The 16,371-nt window shown below is 58.5% G+C and carries 15 protein-coding genes; 11 read left to right on the top strand and 4 right to left on the bottom strand.

Translation table 11 applies throughout. The annotated features are described in order from the left end of the window. Positions 1 to 32: 32 nt before the first annotated feature. Both RHSP_RS16210 and RHSP_RS16205 read right to left on the bottom strand, forming a co-directional pair. A complete protein-coding gene (locus RHSP_RS16210) occupies positions 33 to 1,268 on the bottom strand; it encodes an ABC transporter substrate-binding protein (RefSeq protein WP_037152417.1) in 1,236 nt (411 codons plus the stop codon). A gap of 44 nt (positions 1,269 to 1,312) precedes the next feature. Then, positions 1,313 to 2,464, bottom strand: a complete 1,152-nt coding sequence (locus RHSP_RS16205) for a LacI family DNA-binding transcriptional regulator (protein WP_004119259.1) — start codon at positions 2,462 to 2,464, stop codon at positions 1,313 to 1,315. On the opposite strand from RHSP_RS16205, the gene RHSP_RS35140 reads away from it, so the two are divergent. The 8 genes from RHSP_RS35140 to RHSP_RS16175 all read left to right on the top strand — a co-directional run bounded on the left by RHSP_RS35140 (position 2,390) and on the right by RHSP_RS16175 (position 9,762). Then, positions 2,390 to 2,572: a hypothetical protein gene (locus tag RHSP_RS35140; protein WP_167332656.1), complete on the top strand. Its 183-nt coding sequence runs from the start codon at positions 2,390 to 2,392 to the stop codon at positions 2,570 to 2,572. The two genes, RHSP_RS16205 and RHSP_RS35140, sit on opposite strands and share 75 nt — an antisense overlap. Before the next feature lie 106 nt (positions 2,573 to 2,678). Then, the gene (locus RHSP_RS16200; protein WP_037152414.1) at positions 2,679 to 3,605 is read left to right on the top strand and encodes an ArsR/SmtB family transcription factor; all 927 of its coding nucleotides are present in this window, start codon (positions 2,679 to 2,681) and stop codon (positions 3,603 to 3,605) included. 106 nt (positions 3,606 to 3,711) lie between these two features. Next, positions 3,712 to 5,223, top strand: a complete 1,512-nt coding sequence (gene arfA / locus RHSP_RS16195) for an arabinosylfuranosidase ArfA (protein WP_004119252.1) — start codon at positions 3,712 to 3,714, stop codon at positions 5,221 to 5,223. Positions 5,224 to 5,326: 103 nt separating this feature from the next. Continuing rightward, a complete protein-coding gene (locus tag RHSP_RS34655) occupies positions 5,327 to 5,473 on the top strand; it encodes a hypothetical protein (protein WP_157385357.1) in 147 nt (48 codons plus the stop codon). Continuing rightward, complete coding sequence (locus RHSP_RS16190; protein ID WP_004119250.1) at positions 5,470 to 6,570, top strand: ABC transporter ATP-binding protein; 1,101 nt, start codon at positions 5,470 to 5,472, stop codon at positions 6,568 to 6,570. The genes RHSP_RS34655 and RHSP_RS16190 overlap by 4 nt, the downstream gene beginning before the upstream one ends. Next, positions 6,563 to 7,498: a carbohydrate ABC transporter permease gene (locus RHSP_RS16185; RefSeq protein ID WP_004119247.1), complete on the top strand. Its 936-nt coding sequence runs from the start codon at positions 6,563 to 6,565 to the stop codon at positions 7,496 to 7,498. The genes RHSP_RS16190 and RHSP_RS16185 overlap by 8 nt, the downstream gene beginning before the upstream one ends. After that, on the top strand, positions 7,495 to 8,346 hold the full coding sequence (locus RHSP_RS16180; protein ID WP_004119244.1) for a carbohydrate ABC transporter permease: 852 nt from the start codon (positions 7,495 to 7,497) through the stop codon (positions 8,344 to 8,346). Before RHSP_RS16185 ends, RHSP_RS16180 begins: the two co-directional genes overlap by 4 nt. 90 nt (positions 8,347 to 8,436) lie before the next feature. Further along, entirely contained in the window at positions 8,437 to 9,762 is a 1,326-nt protein-coding gene (locus RHSP_RS16175) for an ABC transporter substrate-binding protein (RefSeq protein ID WP_004119242.1), read from the top strand. Positions 9,763 to 10,214: 452 nt separating this feature from the next. Here RHSP_RS16175 and serA read toward each other — a convergent pair whose 3' ends face one another. Together serA and RHSP_RS16165 are read right to left on the bottom strand one after the other, a co-directional pair. Beyond that, positions 10,215 to 11,453: a phosphoglycerate dehydrogenase gene (serA, locus tag RHSP_RS16170; protein ID WP_037152411.1), complete on the bottom strand. Its 1,239-nt coding sequence runs from the start codon at positions 11,451 to 11,453 to the stop codon at positions 10,215 to 10,217. Positions 11,454 to 11,834: 381 nt separating this feature from the next. Further along, positions 11,835 to 12,539 (bottom strand): transcriptional regulator NanR, encoded by a 705-nt coding sequence (locus RHSP_RS16165; RefSeq protein ID WP_004119237.1) that lies wholly within the window; start codon positions 12,537 to 12,539, stop codon positions 11,835 to 11,837. Between the two features lie 187 nt (positions 12,540 to 12,726). Between RHSP_RS16165 and oiaX the strand changes: the two genes are divergently transcribed. The 3 genes from oiaX (at position 12,727) to RHSP_RS16150 (ending at position 16,243) form a co-directional block, all read left to right on the top strand. After that, the gene (gene oiaX / locus RHSP_RS16160) at positions 12,727 to 13,986 is read left to right on the top strand and encodes a 3-oxo-isoapionate-4-phosphate decarboxylase OiaX (RefSeq protein ID WP_004119235.1); all 1,260 of its coding nucleotides are present in this window, start codon (positions 12,727 to 12,729) and stop codon (positions 13,984 to 13,986) included. 5 nt (positions 13,987 to 13,991) lie between these two features. Beyond that, the gene (locus tag RHSP_RS16155; protein ID WP_004119232.1) at positions 13,992 to 15,326 is read left to right on the top strand and encodes a four-carbon acid sugar kinase family protein; all 1,335 of its coding nucleotides are present in this window, start codon (positions 13,992 to 13,994) and stop codon (positions 15,324 to 15,326) included. 89 nt (positions 15,327 to 15,415) lie between these two features. Continuing rightward, positions 15,416 to 16,243, top strand: coding sequence for a phosphogluconate dehydrogenase C-terminal domain-containing protein (locus tag RHSP_RS16150; RefSeq protein ID WP_004119229.1), 828 nt, complete (start codon positions 15,416 to 15,418; stop codon positions 16,241 to 16,243). Positions 16,244 to 16,371: the final 128 nt, after the last annotated feature.

Below are 16,371 nucleotides of genomic sequence, written 5' to 3'. Positions count from 1 at the left end.
CCCTGAAGCTCCCCGGGGTGATGGATTGATTGCTATTGCGCGTTGTCGATGATCGACTGCATTTCCGACTGGGCATTCGAGAAAGCGCCGTCGACATCGCTTCCGAAGATCGCGGCATTGGTAAAGCCTGCCCAAGGGCCGTTGGCGCTGTTGATCAGGTCGTTGAATTGCAGCGTGTAAGGGGTCTTGGCGACGGAGATCGCCTTTAGTCCAACCTGCATGCGCGGATCGAGGCCCTGCAGTACCTGATCGGCAATATCGCCGCGCGTCGGCAGGCTGCCGTACTTCGCCATGATCTTCTGTCCCTCGAGCGAATAGGTGTATTCGAGGAATTTCTTCACGGCATCGAGCTTCTTCGTACCTTTGGAAATAACGAAGTTGTCGCCACCTGCAAAGGAGGATGGCTTGTTGTCGACGCCTGGGATCAGCGTCACGCCGAAATGAATATCGGGATATTGCGTGACGAGCGTGCCGATCGAGAATGCGCCGATGCTCTGCTGGCCGATCTTGCCGTTGCTGATGCTGAGGAAATTGGCGCCGGTGTCGCTGGCTGCGCCAGCCGGCACCAGATCTTTTTTCACCATGCCGCGATAGATATCGACCGCCTTGCGCATCTGCGGCGTATCGAGTGTGGCCTTCTTTCCGTCTGCCGAAAGAATATCCGCACCGGCACCCCAGACGAGCGGCGTGAAGGTGAAGATCATGCAGCCGCCACAGCCGCCGCCCGAGAAATAGAAGCCATAAGTGTCGCCGCCAAGAGCACGGATCTTCTCGGCATTCCGTTCGATTTCCTCCCAGGTCGCCGGCGCCTTCTCGGGATCGAGCCCGGCCTTCTTGTACAGGTCCTTGTTCCAGGCGAAGACCGAGGTTTCCACAGACAAGGGCAAGCCGTAGATATGTCCGTCATAGGTGCCGAGCTTCACATGCGAGGGCGATAGAGAATTGAAGTACGGGAGGCTCTTTGCCCAGTCCGTCAGGTCTTCGAGCTGGCCCGCGGCGGCAAAAGCTGGCGTATAGATAAGGTCCATCGACAGGGCGTCGGGCGCCTGTCCGCCGGCGATGGAGGTTGCATACTTCTGCACGAGCTCCGAGAAAGGCACTTCCGTCAGGGTGACCTTGTCGTCATGCCCGGTATTATAGGCCTCGACGACCTTCTTGAAGGAATCGCCGATGCCGCTTCGAACCCACATGGAGATGTTTTCGGCGGATGCGACGGATGCAAGGCATAGAGATATGAGGCCGGTTGCGGCCAGAAATCGCTTCATCATGTTTCTCCTCCCTTGAGGCAACTCCCATTGCCTCGTTTCTTCCACTAAAGCTTGGAATCTCTTCCGCACGACTGCCGAACAATCAGTTCGCACGGTAACGTCCTGATGCCCGGTTCGACGGCATGTCCCTCGGCAAGCGCCAGGACCGTCAGCCCTGCCTCGCGCCCGAGCGCTTTCAGATTCATGTCGACCGTCGTCAGCGGCGGACGCGTCTGGGCAGCGACAATCTCCCAGTTGTCGAAGCCGATCACCGAAACATCCTCCGGCACACGCACGCCTCGCTCGCGCAGCCCATCGACGACCGCCCGCGCGATCTGGTCGTTACCGCAGAAAATGCCATCGGGTTTCGGACCCGGCGTCATCCATAGCTTTGCGATCGCCTCATGCCCCCAGGCTTCCGACCATTCTCCATAGAGCACCGGCAAGGTGTCCCCGACGAGGCGACGATAGGCGCGGCTCCGTTCGCGCACGGATACGAAACTCTCCGGACCGGTAATATGAGCGATCCGGCGGCGGCCGAGGCCGATCAGCCGCTTGACGGCAAGGGTCGCGCCCTGAAAATCGTCGGCGCAGAACGTCACGCTGTCGGGCGCGCCTTCGGTGAAGGCATAGACGACCGGCACGGGCAGGTTGGAAAGATCCACCGGCAGCCGACGATCGATCCTTTTTCCCGAAGCGATGATGCCGTCGACGTGCTTGTCGAGCATAGCGTCCACATGAACCTTTCCAAGCGCCGGATCGTCTTCGATGGTGCAGAGAAATACCGAGACCCCATGATCGGCGAGCGCCTCCGTAATCCCGGCCATCACCGGAAGCGTGAAGCGGCCGTATGTGTCGTTGGTCAAAAGACCGATGGTGAAACTGCGGTTGCTAAGCAGGCTTTTGGCAAGGGCATTTGGACGAAAGCCGATTTCAGCGGCAATCCGCTTGACCCGCTCGCGGGTCTCTCCCGCCATCCGTCCGGTATTGTTCAACGCCTTCGATGCCGTCGAAATGCTCACGCCCGCAGCGGCCGCAACATCGTGAATCGTCGTTCGGCCGCTTCTGGTACGCTGATTTTGCAGATGATCTCTCCCGATTAATTCGACATGAGAAAAGCTTTTCTCAATACGAGAGTCAAGATGAGAAAAGCTTTTCTCAAAATTTTTGAGCATATGGTGGGCATCTGGCTGCAAAGCGCCGACAATCTCGTTCATGCCTATGGTGTGCGTCGGCTTTTCGCTCGATTTATCGGAATCGGCGGAGGCAATTCAGCGCCACAGAATACTCCACAATCCGGGCGGCGATCCAAAGGCGGCGGCTAGAGTTCATTTCCCTAAAAGGCGGGCCGGCGGCGTGATCCAATTGATTAAATCAGTTATGCTGATATAGAGCGTGGATACGCATTCATATCTCGCCGATCGGAACCCCATGAGCCGCAATTTTCTTGTCGTCCACCCCGAAGAGGGTATGTCCGTCCTGAAGGGGCTCGCATCACCGGCAAGGGTCTCGGTGCTGAAATTGCTGCACGAGAGAGGGGCACTCAACGTCAACGAAATCGCTGAAATCCTTGATTTGCCGCAGTCGAGTGTCTCGACAAATGTGCAGATGCTCGAAGAGGCGGGGCTGATCCGCACCGAGACGCAGAAGGCGCGCAAAGGCAACCAGAAGGTCTGCCACAGCGTTTATGACGAGATTCTTGTCGTCTTCAAGAATGAAATCAAAGAAGCTGAACCGGATGCCATTGAGGTGGCAATGCCGCTTGGCCTCTATACAAGCTTCGATGTGACGGCGCCCTGCGGTCTTTGTTCGGTGGACGGCATCATCGGGCTGCTCGATGTCCCCAACACGTTTCTTGATCCGGACCGGATGAAGACGGCGCTTATCTGGTTCACGCGCGGCCATGTCGAGTATCAGTTCCCCAACAATGCGCGGCTGACCAATGCCCATATTCGTGAGATCGAGTTCGTCATGGAGCTGAGTTCGGAAGTGCCCGGCACGAGTGCCGACTGGCCCTCCGACATTACGCTGACGGTCAACGGCGTCGATATCGGAACCTGGACGTCTCCTGGCGATTTTGGCGACAAACGCGGGGTTTTCACGCCCGACTGGTGGAAGCTGAAGGGGTCGCAATACGGGAAGCTGAAGAGCTTCCGTATCAATGACGACGGTGCATTCGTTGATGGCTTGCGCATATCGGACGTGACGCTGGCCGATCTCAAGCTCAACGAACACCATTCGATTCGCCTGCGCATCGGTGTGCGTGATGACGCCAAGCATCCCGGCGGCATCAACATATTCGGCCGCGGCTTCGGCAATTACGATCAGGATATCCTGCTGCGTATCAAGACCCGCTAAGCCTATTCGATTTTCTGAGATTTGCCCTTGACCGCGGCCAAGGCTTCCGCTTTATTCATCTTAAATTGTGATATATATCACAAAATGAGATATTGTGGAGGATATCATGAAGGCTGCGGTGACCGCGCACAGCAAGTACACGATCTCGGACATCGACCCGCGCCTCTACGGCTCGTTCATCGAGCACCTTGGCCGTGCAGTCTATACCGGCATCTACGAACCTGAGCATGCGACCGCCGATGAGAACGGTATGCGCAAGGACGTGATCGATCTCGTCAAGGAGCTCAACGTTCCGATCGTGCGTTATCCCGGCGGCAATTTCGTCTCGGCCTATAACTGGGAGGATGGGATCGGCCCGAAGGAGAATCGTCCGACGCGGCTCGACCTTGCCTGGCACACCTCCGAAAGCAATCAGGTCGGCATCCACGAATTTGCCGACTGGTGCGCTTCCGCCAATACCGAGATGATGCTTGCGGTCAATCTGGGCTCCCGCGGCTTGGACGAGGCACGCAATTTCCTCGAATATGTCAATCATCCCGGCGGCAGCGAATGGAGCGACAAGCGCATCGCCAACGGCCGGGCCGAGCCTTGGAACGTCAAGCTCTGGTGTCTCGGCAACGAGATGGACGGTCCCTGGCAGATCGGCCACAAGACGGCCGACGAATATGGCCGCCTGGCACATGAAACCGCCAAGGCCATGCGCGCCTTCGACGATGGATTGGAACTCGTCGTCTGCGGATCGTCCAATGCCCACATGCCGACCTATCCGGAATGGGAAGCGACGGTGCTCGACCATACCTACAACGAAGTCGACTATATTTCGCTGCACATGTATTTCGAGAACCGCGCGAAAAACACCGCAAACTACCTAGCACGCAGCATAGAGCTCGATACCTACATCGGGACGGTTGCCGGGGTGATCGATTACATCAAGGCCAAGAAGCGTTCGGCCAAGGATGTCTATATCTCGTTTGACGAGTGGAATGTCTGGTATCATTCGAAGGAGCGCGACAAGGCAACGCTTGCCGGCGCCAATGGCTGGCCACACGCCCCGGCTCTTCTCGAAGATGATTATAACTTCGAGGACGTGCTGCAGGTCGGCTGCATTCTCAACACCTTCATCAATCGTGCTGATGTCGTGAAGATCGCCTGCCTCGCGCAGCTGGTGAATGTCATCGCGCCGATCATGACGACGCCGGGCGGTGCCGCGTGGCGCCAGACGATCTTCTATCCTTATTACTTCGCTTCGCTCTACGGTCGTGGCACGGCGCTGCGGCTGATGGTCGATAGTCCGACCTACAAGGCCGACGACCTCGGCGAGGTGCCGTATCTCGACGTCTCCGCCGTTCACGATGCGGATACGGGAAGATTGACATTCTTCATCGTCAACCGTCACGGAACTGAAGCGCTTGATCTCGACGCCAGCCTGCTCGGGTTTGGGGCGTTGAAGGTCGTCGACGATCAGGTCATCGCGCATTCCGATCTCACCATCACCAATACCGCTGAAGCGCCCTTCAATGTCGCGCCGGTAAAGGCGACAGGCTCGCTGGTTGCCGATGGCAAGCTCAGCGTGAAGATCGCGCCATTGTCGTATCGAATGATCCGCCTGCAGTCCTGATATTTAAATCAGCATTTACGATATATATCGGAAATATGTTGACATTGAAATAGTATGATTTAATGTCGGCGCACCGGTCTTGACGTGCCACTGGGAGGAAGAGATGGAAGCAGAAGCTTCTGTTTTGGCGCTATTGCCGATTAATGCGTGTCCGTTCTTCGCGGCGGATACCCGCATGGTCGGCATATGTCAGCCACATGTTCGTATCGGCTTTTCGGGTTCCGATTCCATTGTCGAGGTGGTCGGATGACGGCCAATATCGAAATCCAGAATGTCAGCAAGCGCTATGGCGCAGTGACCGTTCTCGACGGTCTGTCCCTGTCGATCAAGGCCAATGAATTCATGGTGTTTCTCGGTCCTTCCGGCTGCGGAAAGTCGACGCTGCTGCGGATGATTGCCGGCCTCGAGAGTGTCGACGAGGGTGCTATTTCGATCAACGGCCAGCGCATCGACACGCTGCCACCCGGCCAGCGCGATATCGCGATGGTGTTCCAGAGCTATGCTCTTTATCCGCATATGACAATCGCCGACAACATGGCGTTCGGCCTGCGCAATATCAATGTTGCGCGAGACGTGATTGCAGCCCGTGTTGCCGAAGCTGCCCGTATGCTGGAGATCGGCCATCTGCTGGAGCGCAAGCCTGGCCAGCTTTCGGGCGGCCAGCGTCAGCGCGTCGCGATCGGCCGGGCCATCGTCAAGGAGCCGAAAGCCTTCCTTTTCGACGAGCCCTTGTCGAACCTGGACGCGGCGTTGCGGGTGCGCACCCGCGTCGAGCTTGCTCAGCTGCGCAATCGCGTTCAGTCGACGATGATCTTCGTGACGCACGACCAGATCGAAGCAATGACGCTTGCCGATCGCATCGTCGTCATGAACAACCGCAAGATCGAGCAGATCGGCTCTCCAATGGAGATCTACTCCCGTCCGGCCAGCCGCTTCGTCGCCACCTTCGTGGGGTCGCCGACGATGAACTTCCTTGACGTGAGCCTGTCGGAGCGCAACGGCTTCATCAGCGCCACGCTGCCCGATGGCACGAAGTTGCAGACGGCAATCCGTGCCTCTGGCGTCAAAAGCGGTCCGCATTCGCTGGGCATCCGAGCCGAGGCGGTGAAGCCTGCAAACGGCGCCATCCCGATCACGACCGGTAAGGTGGACGTGCTCGAGCGGCTCGGCGACCGCACGCTTCTTTATACGCGCCTCAAGGACGGCAGCACGGTGGTGGCCGAAGACATCGGCAACAGTCGTGTGGCGATCGGTGAGGAGGTCGGGCTGATATTGGACGGCAGCCGAACCCATCTCTTCGACGCCGAGGGCCGCGCCTGGCACAATGAGGAGCCGGGGCATGGTTGACGTGACGCTGTCGGGAGCTCGGTCGGCGGCCAGAGCCGTCGCACGGCAAAAGGTGCAGAACATCAACGCTCCGCTCTGGCGCAACGCGCTTTTTGTCGCTCCCTATCTGTTTTTCTTCGTCTCACTGCTCGTCATACCCCTGTTCTGGGGCATTTGGCTAAGCCTGCACAAGGCTGATGCCTTCGGCACGGGGCGCTTCGTCGGCATCGACAACTATCTGCGCTTGTTCCGTGACAAGATCTTCATTCAGGCGATTGGGAATACGTTCTACTTCGCGTTCCTGACGGTGCCGGCACTGGCGATTCTGGGGCTGATGCTGGCTCTCGCATTGAACCGGAAGACGAAGGCGGCGGCCGTCCTGCGTGCGGTCTACTTCTCGTCATCGGTCCTGTCGGTAACGATCGTGACGCTGATCTGGCGCATCGTCTTCATCGGCAATTTCGGTCTGCTTGCCACCATCTACGGCTGGTTCGGCGCGACTTCGCCCGCATTCCTGTCCGATCCGAAGCTTGCGATGATCGGTATCGCGATTGCGACGATATGGTGGTGTATCGGCTTGCCCATGATGCTTTTCCTCTCGGCGCTGCAACAGGTGCCGGCGGAGATCTACGAGGCGGCCGCGCTCGACAATGCCAGCCGCTGGCGCACGCTGCGATACATTACCCTGCCGTCGATCCGGCGCACCTTCGTCCTCGTTCTCATCATTCAGGTCGTGTTGCAGTTCCAGCTGTTCGGCCAGTCGAAACTGATGACGCTCGGGGGGCCGAACAATGTGTCCAAACCGATCGTGTTCTACATCTATGAGGCGGCCTTTACCAAATGGGACCTTGGACTGGGCGCCGCGGCCTCCGAAGTTCTGTTCGTCCTGATCCTGATTGCTGCCATGGCGCAATATTTCATCTCGCGCCGCAGAGGAGAGGAAGGATGAGTGCTGTTTCCGGGGGCAATATGGTCGGCCGTTCGACCGGTGATCGGGTGATCCTGTTCCTTGCCATCCTCTGTGCGCTTGTCATGATGGCGCCGGTGCTGTGGGTGATCGGGCTGTCGCTCAAGGACAACAAGGAATTGATGGCGGATATGAACGCTGTCTTCCGCGCACCTTACACGATCAACAACTACATCAATATCCTTGCGACCTCGTCGGTGTTTCGCTGGATCCTCAATAGTGTGATCGTAGCCGGCGGCTTGACGATCATGACGCTGGTCTTGTCTTCACTCGCCGGCTACGGCTTCGCACGGCTGAATTTTCCGTTCCGCAATGCGCTGTTCATCATCGTTCTGCTTGGTCTCGCGGTTCCCGAACAGGCCGTGCTGATCGCCCGCCACCAGTTGTTCAGCTGGCTGAAGTTCCACAACACTTACCATGGTCTGATCCTGCCCGGTCTGTCGGCGCCTTTCGGTGTGTTCCTGATGACGCAGTATTTTCGGGCCATCCCGAAGGAGCTCGACGAAGCGGCGCTGCTCGACAATGCCAGCCGTTTCAAGATCTTCTGGGCTGTCCTACTGCCTCTGACGATCCCGGCCCAGGCAACGCTCGGCATCTTTACCTTCCTTGGCGCCTGGAACGATTACTTCTGGCCGCTGATTTCGGGGACGAAGAAGGAAATGTATACGCTGACGATCGGCATTGCCTCGACACAGACCAACTTTGCACAATCCGAGGGCCTCGGCTTTTTGATGTCTCAAGCGGTCTTTGCCGGTGCGCCGATCCTCGTTCTCTACCTGTTTTTCCAGAAATACATCGTGACGGCAGTCTCCGGCGCCGCCGTGCGCTGACGACCCGGCACGCCGACGACGGCGCAACCCGCTCCGGGAGAGCGGCCTGACTGAAGCCAGGAGTCGAAGAACTCAAGAGGAGGAGTTGGAATGACGCATGCTTTGAGGAAATACATGCTGGCGGCGGCATCGGTCATCGCCCTCGTCGGCGTTTCGCCGGCCTTTGCCGCAACCGAACTCACCGTCCAGCGCTTCTTCGGCGCCTGTGACGCGGATTTCGGCACCAACACCGACGTCAGCAAGGCTGTCGGAGAGTGCGGGATCATCACCTCGCTGATTAATAAGTTCAATGCCGACAATCCTGATATCCACGTCGCCGTGACCACGGTCGAGTGGCCGGGTTACGACCAGCTGACGGCACAGTTCGCAGCCGGCGATCCGCCCGATATCGTCACCATCCATCAATCCGTGCTTGCAGACTATCAGTCCAAGGGCCTGATCATGCCGCTGGATGACGTCCTGAAATCGGTTGGCGTCGCGCCTTCGGACTTCACCAACGCCAGCCTTGGCGGGGTGACGAAGGACGGCAAGATCTATGGCCTGCCGATCGACAACTGGACCATGCTCTACCACATCAACATGGATCTCTTCAAACAGGCCGGTCTCGTCAACACCGACGGCACGCCGAAGCTTCCAACCAGTCCGGATGAGCTTCTGGCGCAAGCAAAGCAATTCAAGGAAAAGACAGGCAAACCCTATTTCGTGCAGAATCTCGCCAACGAGGCCGCCCTCTATACCCGCAATCTCTACACCTACCTGTTCCAGCAGGACGCAGACTTCTTCGCCAATCCGAAGAAGGTCAGGCTGAATACGCCCGAAGCCAGGAAGGTTCTTGAGATGTACAAGGCGATCTATGACGAGGGAGATACCACCAAAGACCTCGATTATGCCGCCAGCATCAACGCCTTCTTGAGTGGCGAGGGTGGTGTGCATCTGAACGGAACCTGGGTTATCGGCGACTATACTGCGTCGTCGCAAAAAGCAGGCACGGCGCTCAACAAGGGCGGCTATGCCGTTTATCCCTATCCTCAGCTTTTTGCCGGCAAGAAGGCGCAATATGCCGACGGTCACAGCTGGGCCGTTTCCCAGAAGGATCGCTCGCCGGAGGAGACTGCCGCCATCGGCAAGTTCCTGAAGTTCTTCCACGATAACGACTTCGACTGGTCGCGCACCGGCCATTTGCCGGCGGTCAAGGTCGTCCTCGGCTCGGCCGAGTTCAAGACCCTGCCACATCGCGACACGATCTCGGCGATCGCTCTTCTCGGCACGCCGCTGCCATCGACCGTCCAGCGCCAGTTCGCGATTCAGGACATTATCGGTCAGGAAATGAGTGCCGCGATCACCGGTCAAAAGGGCGTCGACGCAGCGCTTGCGGACATGGAGTCCCGCATCAACGAATTGCTTGCCAATATCTAAGGCTCAAACTCTCTCCGAGCCGAAGAGCAGATGCCCGCCGCCGGTCTCGCGGCGGGCATTTTTGTAATGGGAATCATGCCGCCAGCGCTAATTGGCCAACGGCGGTTCGGATCGCATCAGCCGGATCGCGATGGCTGCGCGAGTTCGGGTTTTTTGCGGCCGTATCCGGCTAATGCGGGCGGTCGGCGCGCAATCCCGCCTCGTCGTCGTCAGGCACGCCGTGATTGGGATCGTCGGCACGTTCGACCGGACCCCAAAGATGGGGACGACGTCCTCTTCGGCCGACAGCCCTGCCAGCCGATCACGATCGGCAAACGGCGGATGACGTCGAATGCGTCCAACGCCCCGCCGCAACACAGCACTGGATCGGCGGCGGAGGGTAGGGCTCTAGGCTCTAGGATGATTGCCTTCTCTTCGTTGACGAGAATCGCCCACACTGCTTTTCATCGGTGTCAGTAAAGCAGTCGAGTTCGTATCGTTCCCGGAATCTGGCGAAGCGCATCAAGTATGTCATCCGCCGTCTGGCCGACGCCCTCGGCTTCTATGACCACGTAACCCATTTCACCATAGGTCTGCAGGAACTCGCCGACGATATTCAATCCACGGGAGGAGAAGATCGCATTCAGATTGTTTAGGATGCCGGGGCGATTTTCGTGAACATGAATGAAACGCGTGCCGTTCGGACGTGGCGGCAGTTGAACCTGGGGAAAGTTGACCGCGCCCAGCGTCGATCCGACGTCGGAATATTCGACAAGCTTCCTGGAGACTTCCCTTCCAATGCGTTCCTGGGCTTCTTCGGTCGATCCGCCGATATGCGGAGTGAGAATGACATTATCCAGGCCTTGCAGCGGCGTTTCGAAACGCTCCTTGTTGGACGCCGGCTCCTTCGGGAACACATCCACGGCCGCGCCCGCGAGATGTCCTTCTTTCAAAACCTTCGCAAGCGCTTCAAGATCCACCACAGTGCCGCGGGAATTGTTGATGAAAAAGGCTCCCTTTTTCATCCTGCGCAGCTCTGCCTCGGTTATCATGTTTTGCGTTGAACTGGTTTCCGGAACATGCATCGTCACGAAATCGGAGATTTCGAGAAGCTCGCCGAGCGTTGCCATCGATTCTGAATTTCCGTGGCGAAGCTTGTCCGAAGGATCAAAATAGCGAACGTTCATACCCATGCTTTCCGCAAGAACGCTGAGCTGCGAACCGATATTGCCGTAGCCGACGATGCCCAACGTCTTCCCGCGCATCTCGCGGCTACCTTCGGCGGATTTGTCCCATCCACCTGTGTGGGCGGAAGCCGAACGCGGTAAAATCCGCCTGGTCAGCATTATGATCTCACCGATCACAAGCTCTGCGACCGAGCGCGTATTCGAATAAGGAGCGTTGAATACGGGGATCCCGCGGCGGCGGGCCGCATCCAGATCGACCTGATTTGTCCCGACGGAAAAACAGCCGACGGCGATGAGCTTCTTGGCGGATCTGAAGATTTCCTCCGTCAGATGCGTGCGTGAACGAATTCCGACAATATGCGCCTCGGCTATATGATTTTTGAGGTCCTTGTCATCCAGCGCCTTCGGCAAATGAATGAGATTGACGTAGCCGGATGACGAAAAGTAGTCCACAGCGCTCTGGCTGATGCCTTCCAGGAGAAGCACGGAAATCCGATCGCGCGGGAGAGAAAGAAGTCGGGTCATTGAATTGCTTTCGATTTTGAAATTCGATTGGCTCGAGGTCGCTGTTCGGCTGCCAAAACTCACTGATATAGCAACATGGTTTAGTGGCCATTCAATGGACAACGCAAGAGCAAACCCCACTCCGGCGGAAGACGTAAGGCTAATCGCTCCTTCCACAACCGGCCCCAATCTTGCCGTTCGCCAACGTCTGGGGGAACTTCGGATCCTGTGCATTCTTCAAACTGGCACAGATCAAGCGGACAGGACGAGTTGCCGATCCTTGCCGACTTGCTTCCTCGTCATGGAAGACACGACTTGTTTCGATTTCTTTTTCGATGGTTTAGCACCTGCCTGGCATTACCGTCAGGAGGGATGAGGGTCCTCGCAAAGGTGATGCAGAGGTCATTTCGCATAGAGCGCGCGCGATCTCTCCAAATGCTTGAGTATGGCTTGCTCGGCTCCGTCTGCATCGTTCTCCGCCAGGCGTGCGAGGATTTCCTCGTGTTCGACCAGCGTGAATTTTTCCTTGCCGGTCCAGATCAGCATATCCGTGTGATAGGCTTTCAGCCACGCAAGCATGGCTTCGCTGACAGCGACGAAGATCGGATTGCCGGAAATCTGGGCAATGCGCGTGTGAAACTGCATATCCGCCGAAATGAATTCCTCGGCTTGCCCAAGCGAGGCACGCTGGCGCTCGATGATTTCGTGAAGATCGGCAACATCTTTTTGTGTTGCGCGTGCCGCCGCTTCGCGCGCCATGCCGCGCTCGAAGAAAATGCGCGCGCTCTTTAGCTGTTCGAGCGAGTCTGACGATTGCGACAACATGATCTTGGCGGTCAGATCGACCTGCCGGAAAATCGATTTCGCCGTGAGCTGAAGCACCTTTGCCCGCTCGCCATGAGAAATGTTCACCAATCCCATATTGGCAAGTGCCTGCATGGCTTCGCGGATCGCCGGTCGTCCGACACCGAACCGTTCCATCAAAACGCGTTCCGATGGCATTTCGTCGCCAGGTTTGAGCTCTCCCGATGTAATCAACCGCTCGAGCCGATCGAATACCTCGTCAGATAGCTTTCGACGTACAATTTGTTCGACCGGCTGACCCATGGAACCCCGCTTTCTCAAAGCTTTTCCTTCCTTATGCATTTTTGGCCACCGCGGCGGAAGCCCATATGGAACAGCTTGCCGGCTGCCGGGACAAAAAAATCATTGCAGAAGTTGGAATACTCATTATACCAGATTACCAGTTTGCGCCACGCGAAAAATCGTCGGCGGAAGGAGCATTCAGTCGCTTATGTCTGTCACCATCACTTACCGTATCGAAACACCCGGCAGCATCGAGGCGATGGCCCGCAAGATCGCCAGCGATCAGTCGACCGGCACCTTCGTCGCGGTGCCTGGCGAAACGGAAGAGCTTAAGGCGCGCGTGGCGGCGCGCGTCATCGCGATCCGCCCCCTTGCAGACGCCGAGCGTCCGACATGGCCGGAAGTCACTGAGGGGAACGGCCCGCTCCATCGCGCCGATGTCGACATCGCCTTTCCGCTCGATGCAATCGGCACGGATCTGTCGGCACTCATGACGATCGCGATCGGCGGAGTCTATTCGATCAAGGGCATGACCGGCATCCGCATCGTCGACATGAAACTGCCTGAGGCCTTTCGCAATGCGCATCCCGGACCGCAGTTCGGTATTGCCGGCAGCATGCGTTTGACCGGCGTCAGCGACCGTCCGATCATCGGCACTATCGTCAAGCCGGCGCTCGGTCTGCGGCCAAAGGAAACGGCGGCCCTGGCCGGCGAGTTGATCAGCTCGGGCGTCGATTTCATCAAGGACGACGAGAAGCTGATGAGCCCGGCCTATTCGCCACTCAAAGAGCGCGTCGCAGCCATCATGCCGTTGATCCTCGATCACGAGCAGAAGACCGGCAAGAAGGTGATGTATGCCTTCGGCATTTCCCACGCCGACCCCGACGAGATGATGCGCAACCACGATCTGGTGCTGAAGGCTGGCGGCAATTGCGCCGTCGTCAATATCAATTCCATCGGCTTTGGCGGCATGAGCTTCCTGCGCAAACGATCTGGCTTGGTGTTGCATGCCCATCGCAATGGCTGGGATATCCTGACCCGCCATCCCGGTGCCGGCATGGATTTCAAAGTTTACCAGCAGTTCTGGCGTCTGCTCGGCGTCGATCAGTTCCAGATCAACGGCATCAGGGTCAAATACTGGGAACCCGACGACAGCTTTGTCGAATCCTTCAAGGCTATCAGCACGCCGCTTTTCGAGCCATCCGACTGTCCGCTTCCCGTTGCCGGTTCCGGCCAATGGGGCGGCCAGGCGCCGGAAACCTACCAGCGCACCGGCCGGACCACGGATCTCCTCTATCTCTGCGGCGGCGGCATCGTCAGCCATCCCTTCGGACCGGCCGCCGGCGTTCGCGCGATCCAGCAGGCCTGGCAGGCGGCGGTGTCGGACAGACCGCTTGAGGACTACGCCAGGGACCATCCGGAGCTTGCCGCCTCGATCGCAAAATTCAGTGTCGGCAAGGATGCCTGACAGCAATGTCCGATCTTCTTCTCAGCTATTACGGCGATGACTTTACCGGCTCGACCGACGTCATGGAGGCTCTCGCCTCCAATGGCGTGCCGACGGCTCTTTTCCTGGGCATTCCGAGCGAGGCCATGCTGGAACGCTTCAAGCATTGCCGCGCCATCGGCATTGCCGGCACCAGCCGCAGCGAAACGCCGCAGTGGATGGATGAGCATCTGACGCCTGTCTTCATGTGGCTGAAAAGCCTCAATGCGGCTTTGTGCCACTACAAGGTCTGCTCGACTTTCGATTCCAGCCCCAAGATCGGCAGCATCGGCAAGGCGATCGAGATCGGCAAGGCGCTCTTTGGACAACCCATCGTGCCGGTCGTCGTCGGAGCGCCGCAGCTCAAGCGTTACACCGCCTTCGGCCATCTTTTCGCAGCCTATCGGGGTGAAGTTTTCCGGATCGACAGGCATCCGGTCATGAGCCGGCATCCCGTCACGCCGATGGATGAGTCCGATCTGACCCTGCATCTGAGTAAGCAGACGTCTCTTCCTGTCGGCTGCGCGGATCTCGTCGCGATCCGAGCAGCCGATGCGGACCGGCGGATCGACGCGCTGGCGGCTGAAAAGACAAGCATCCTCCTGCTCGATGTCGACAGCCAGGAAACACAAGCTGCGGCAGGGCGGCAGCTGTGGCGGCTTGGAAGGGAGGGCAACGCCTTCGTCGCGGGCTCATCCGGCATCGAATATGCCCTTCTGAATGCCTGGTGCAGCGAAGGTTTGATCGGAGAGAAGGCGGAGTTCGCACCTCCGGGCAAGGTCGATCGCCTGGCGGTCGTTTCCGGCAGCGTATCACCGACGACGGAGCGGCAAATCCGCCGAGCCACGGCTGAAGGTTTTGACGGCATCGATCTCGACCTCTTGGCGCTTGTCGGCGAGCATGCCGAGCAGGCGCTTGACGCTGCGGTTGCCGCGGGCGTGGCCAGTCTGAAGGCCGGTCGCAGCGTCATTCTTCATACGGCACTCGGCCCATCCGCTGATCGCGGCGGTGATATCGACCGCATTCCCGGCGCACGGCATCGCCTAGGACAAGCCCTAGGCACGATCCTGCGACGGTTGATCGAGCAGGAACATTTAGGCCGCGCCGTCATTGCCGGCGGCGACACATCGAGCCACGCGCTGAAGGAACTGCGCGTCGAGGCGCTGACGACGCTGCTGCCGCTGCCGCAGACGCCGGGCTCGCCGCTTTGCACCGCCCATGGCAGCTATGCGCCCACCAACGGCCTGCAGATCGCTTTGAAGGGCGGGCAGGTCGGAACCGACGATTACTTCGCGCAGATCCGCGACGGCAGGGGATCCTAATCACATCGATCCCCACGAATGATTGGCATGCTCATTGACTCATCATACCAGTTGCGATACCACACTCCGAAAGTGAACGAGGTACTGACATGACTGCAATTGCTCTTTTCGGCGCCGGCGGCAAAATGGGCTACCGGCTCGCCAAGAACCTGAAAGGCGCGCGCTTCGACGTGCGCCATGTCGAGGTCAGCGATGCCGGCAAGGCCCGCCTGAAGAACGACCTTTCCATCGATTGCGTGCCGGCCGACGCGGCGCTCGACGGCGCGGAAGTGGTGATCCTTGCAGTGCCGGATACGGCGATCGGCAAGGTTGCGGCCGGCATCGTCGACAAGCTCAAGCCAGGCACCATGGTCGTCGCTCTCGACGCTGCCGCTCCTTTCGCCGGCCATCTGCCGCGGCGCGAAGACCTCACCTATTTCGTCACGCATCCGTGCCATCCGCCGATCTTCAACGACGAAACCGACATGCTGGCGAAGAAGGACCATTTCGGCGGTCTGTTTGCCAAGCAGCATATCGTTTCGGCGCTGATGCAGGGACCGGAAAGCGCCTATGCTCTCGGCGAGGAAATCGCCAAGGTCATCTGGGCGCCCGTGATGCGCTCGCACCGCGTCACCGTCGAGCAGATGGCGATGCTGGAACCTGGCCTTTCCGAAACGGTTTGCGCCTCTCTGCTGGTCATCATGCGCCAGGCCATGGACGAATGCATTGCCCGCGGCGTTCCGGCCGAAGCCGCCCGCGATTTCCTGCTGGGCCACATGAACGTGCTTGGTGCCGTCATCTTCAAGGAAGTCGACGGCGTATTCTCCGATGCCTGCAACAAGGCAATCGAATTCGGTATTCCTGCCCTGATGCGCGACGACTGGAAGAAGGTCTTCGAGCCGCAGGAAATCGCAGAAAGCATCCGTCGCATCACCTGATCGATGTTAGGGGAGGGCTTTGTCCCTCCGTCCAATGCCCTGCGGAGCGTCGGGTTTTGACCCGGAGGAGAAGATGACATCGACCTTCAAGCTGGTATCGCTGCCTTTGGTGTGCCTGCCGCGGTATG

Source organism: Rhizobium freirei PRF 81 (assembly GCF_000359745.1).
Classification (GTDB): Bacteria; Pseudomonadota; Alphaproteobacteria; order Rhizobiales; family Rhizobiaceae; genus Rhizobium; species Rhizobium freirei.
This window is presented reverse-complemented; position numbering and strand designations above follow the sequence as displayed.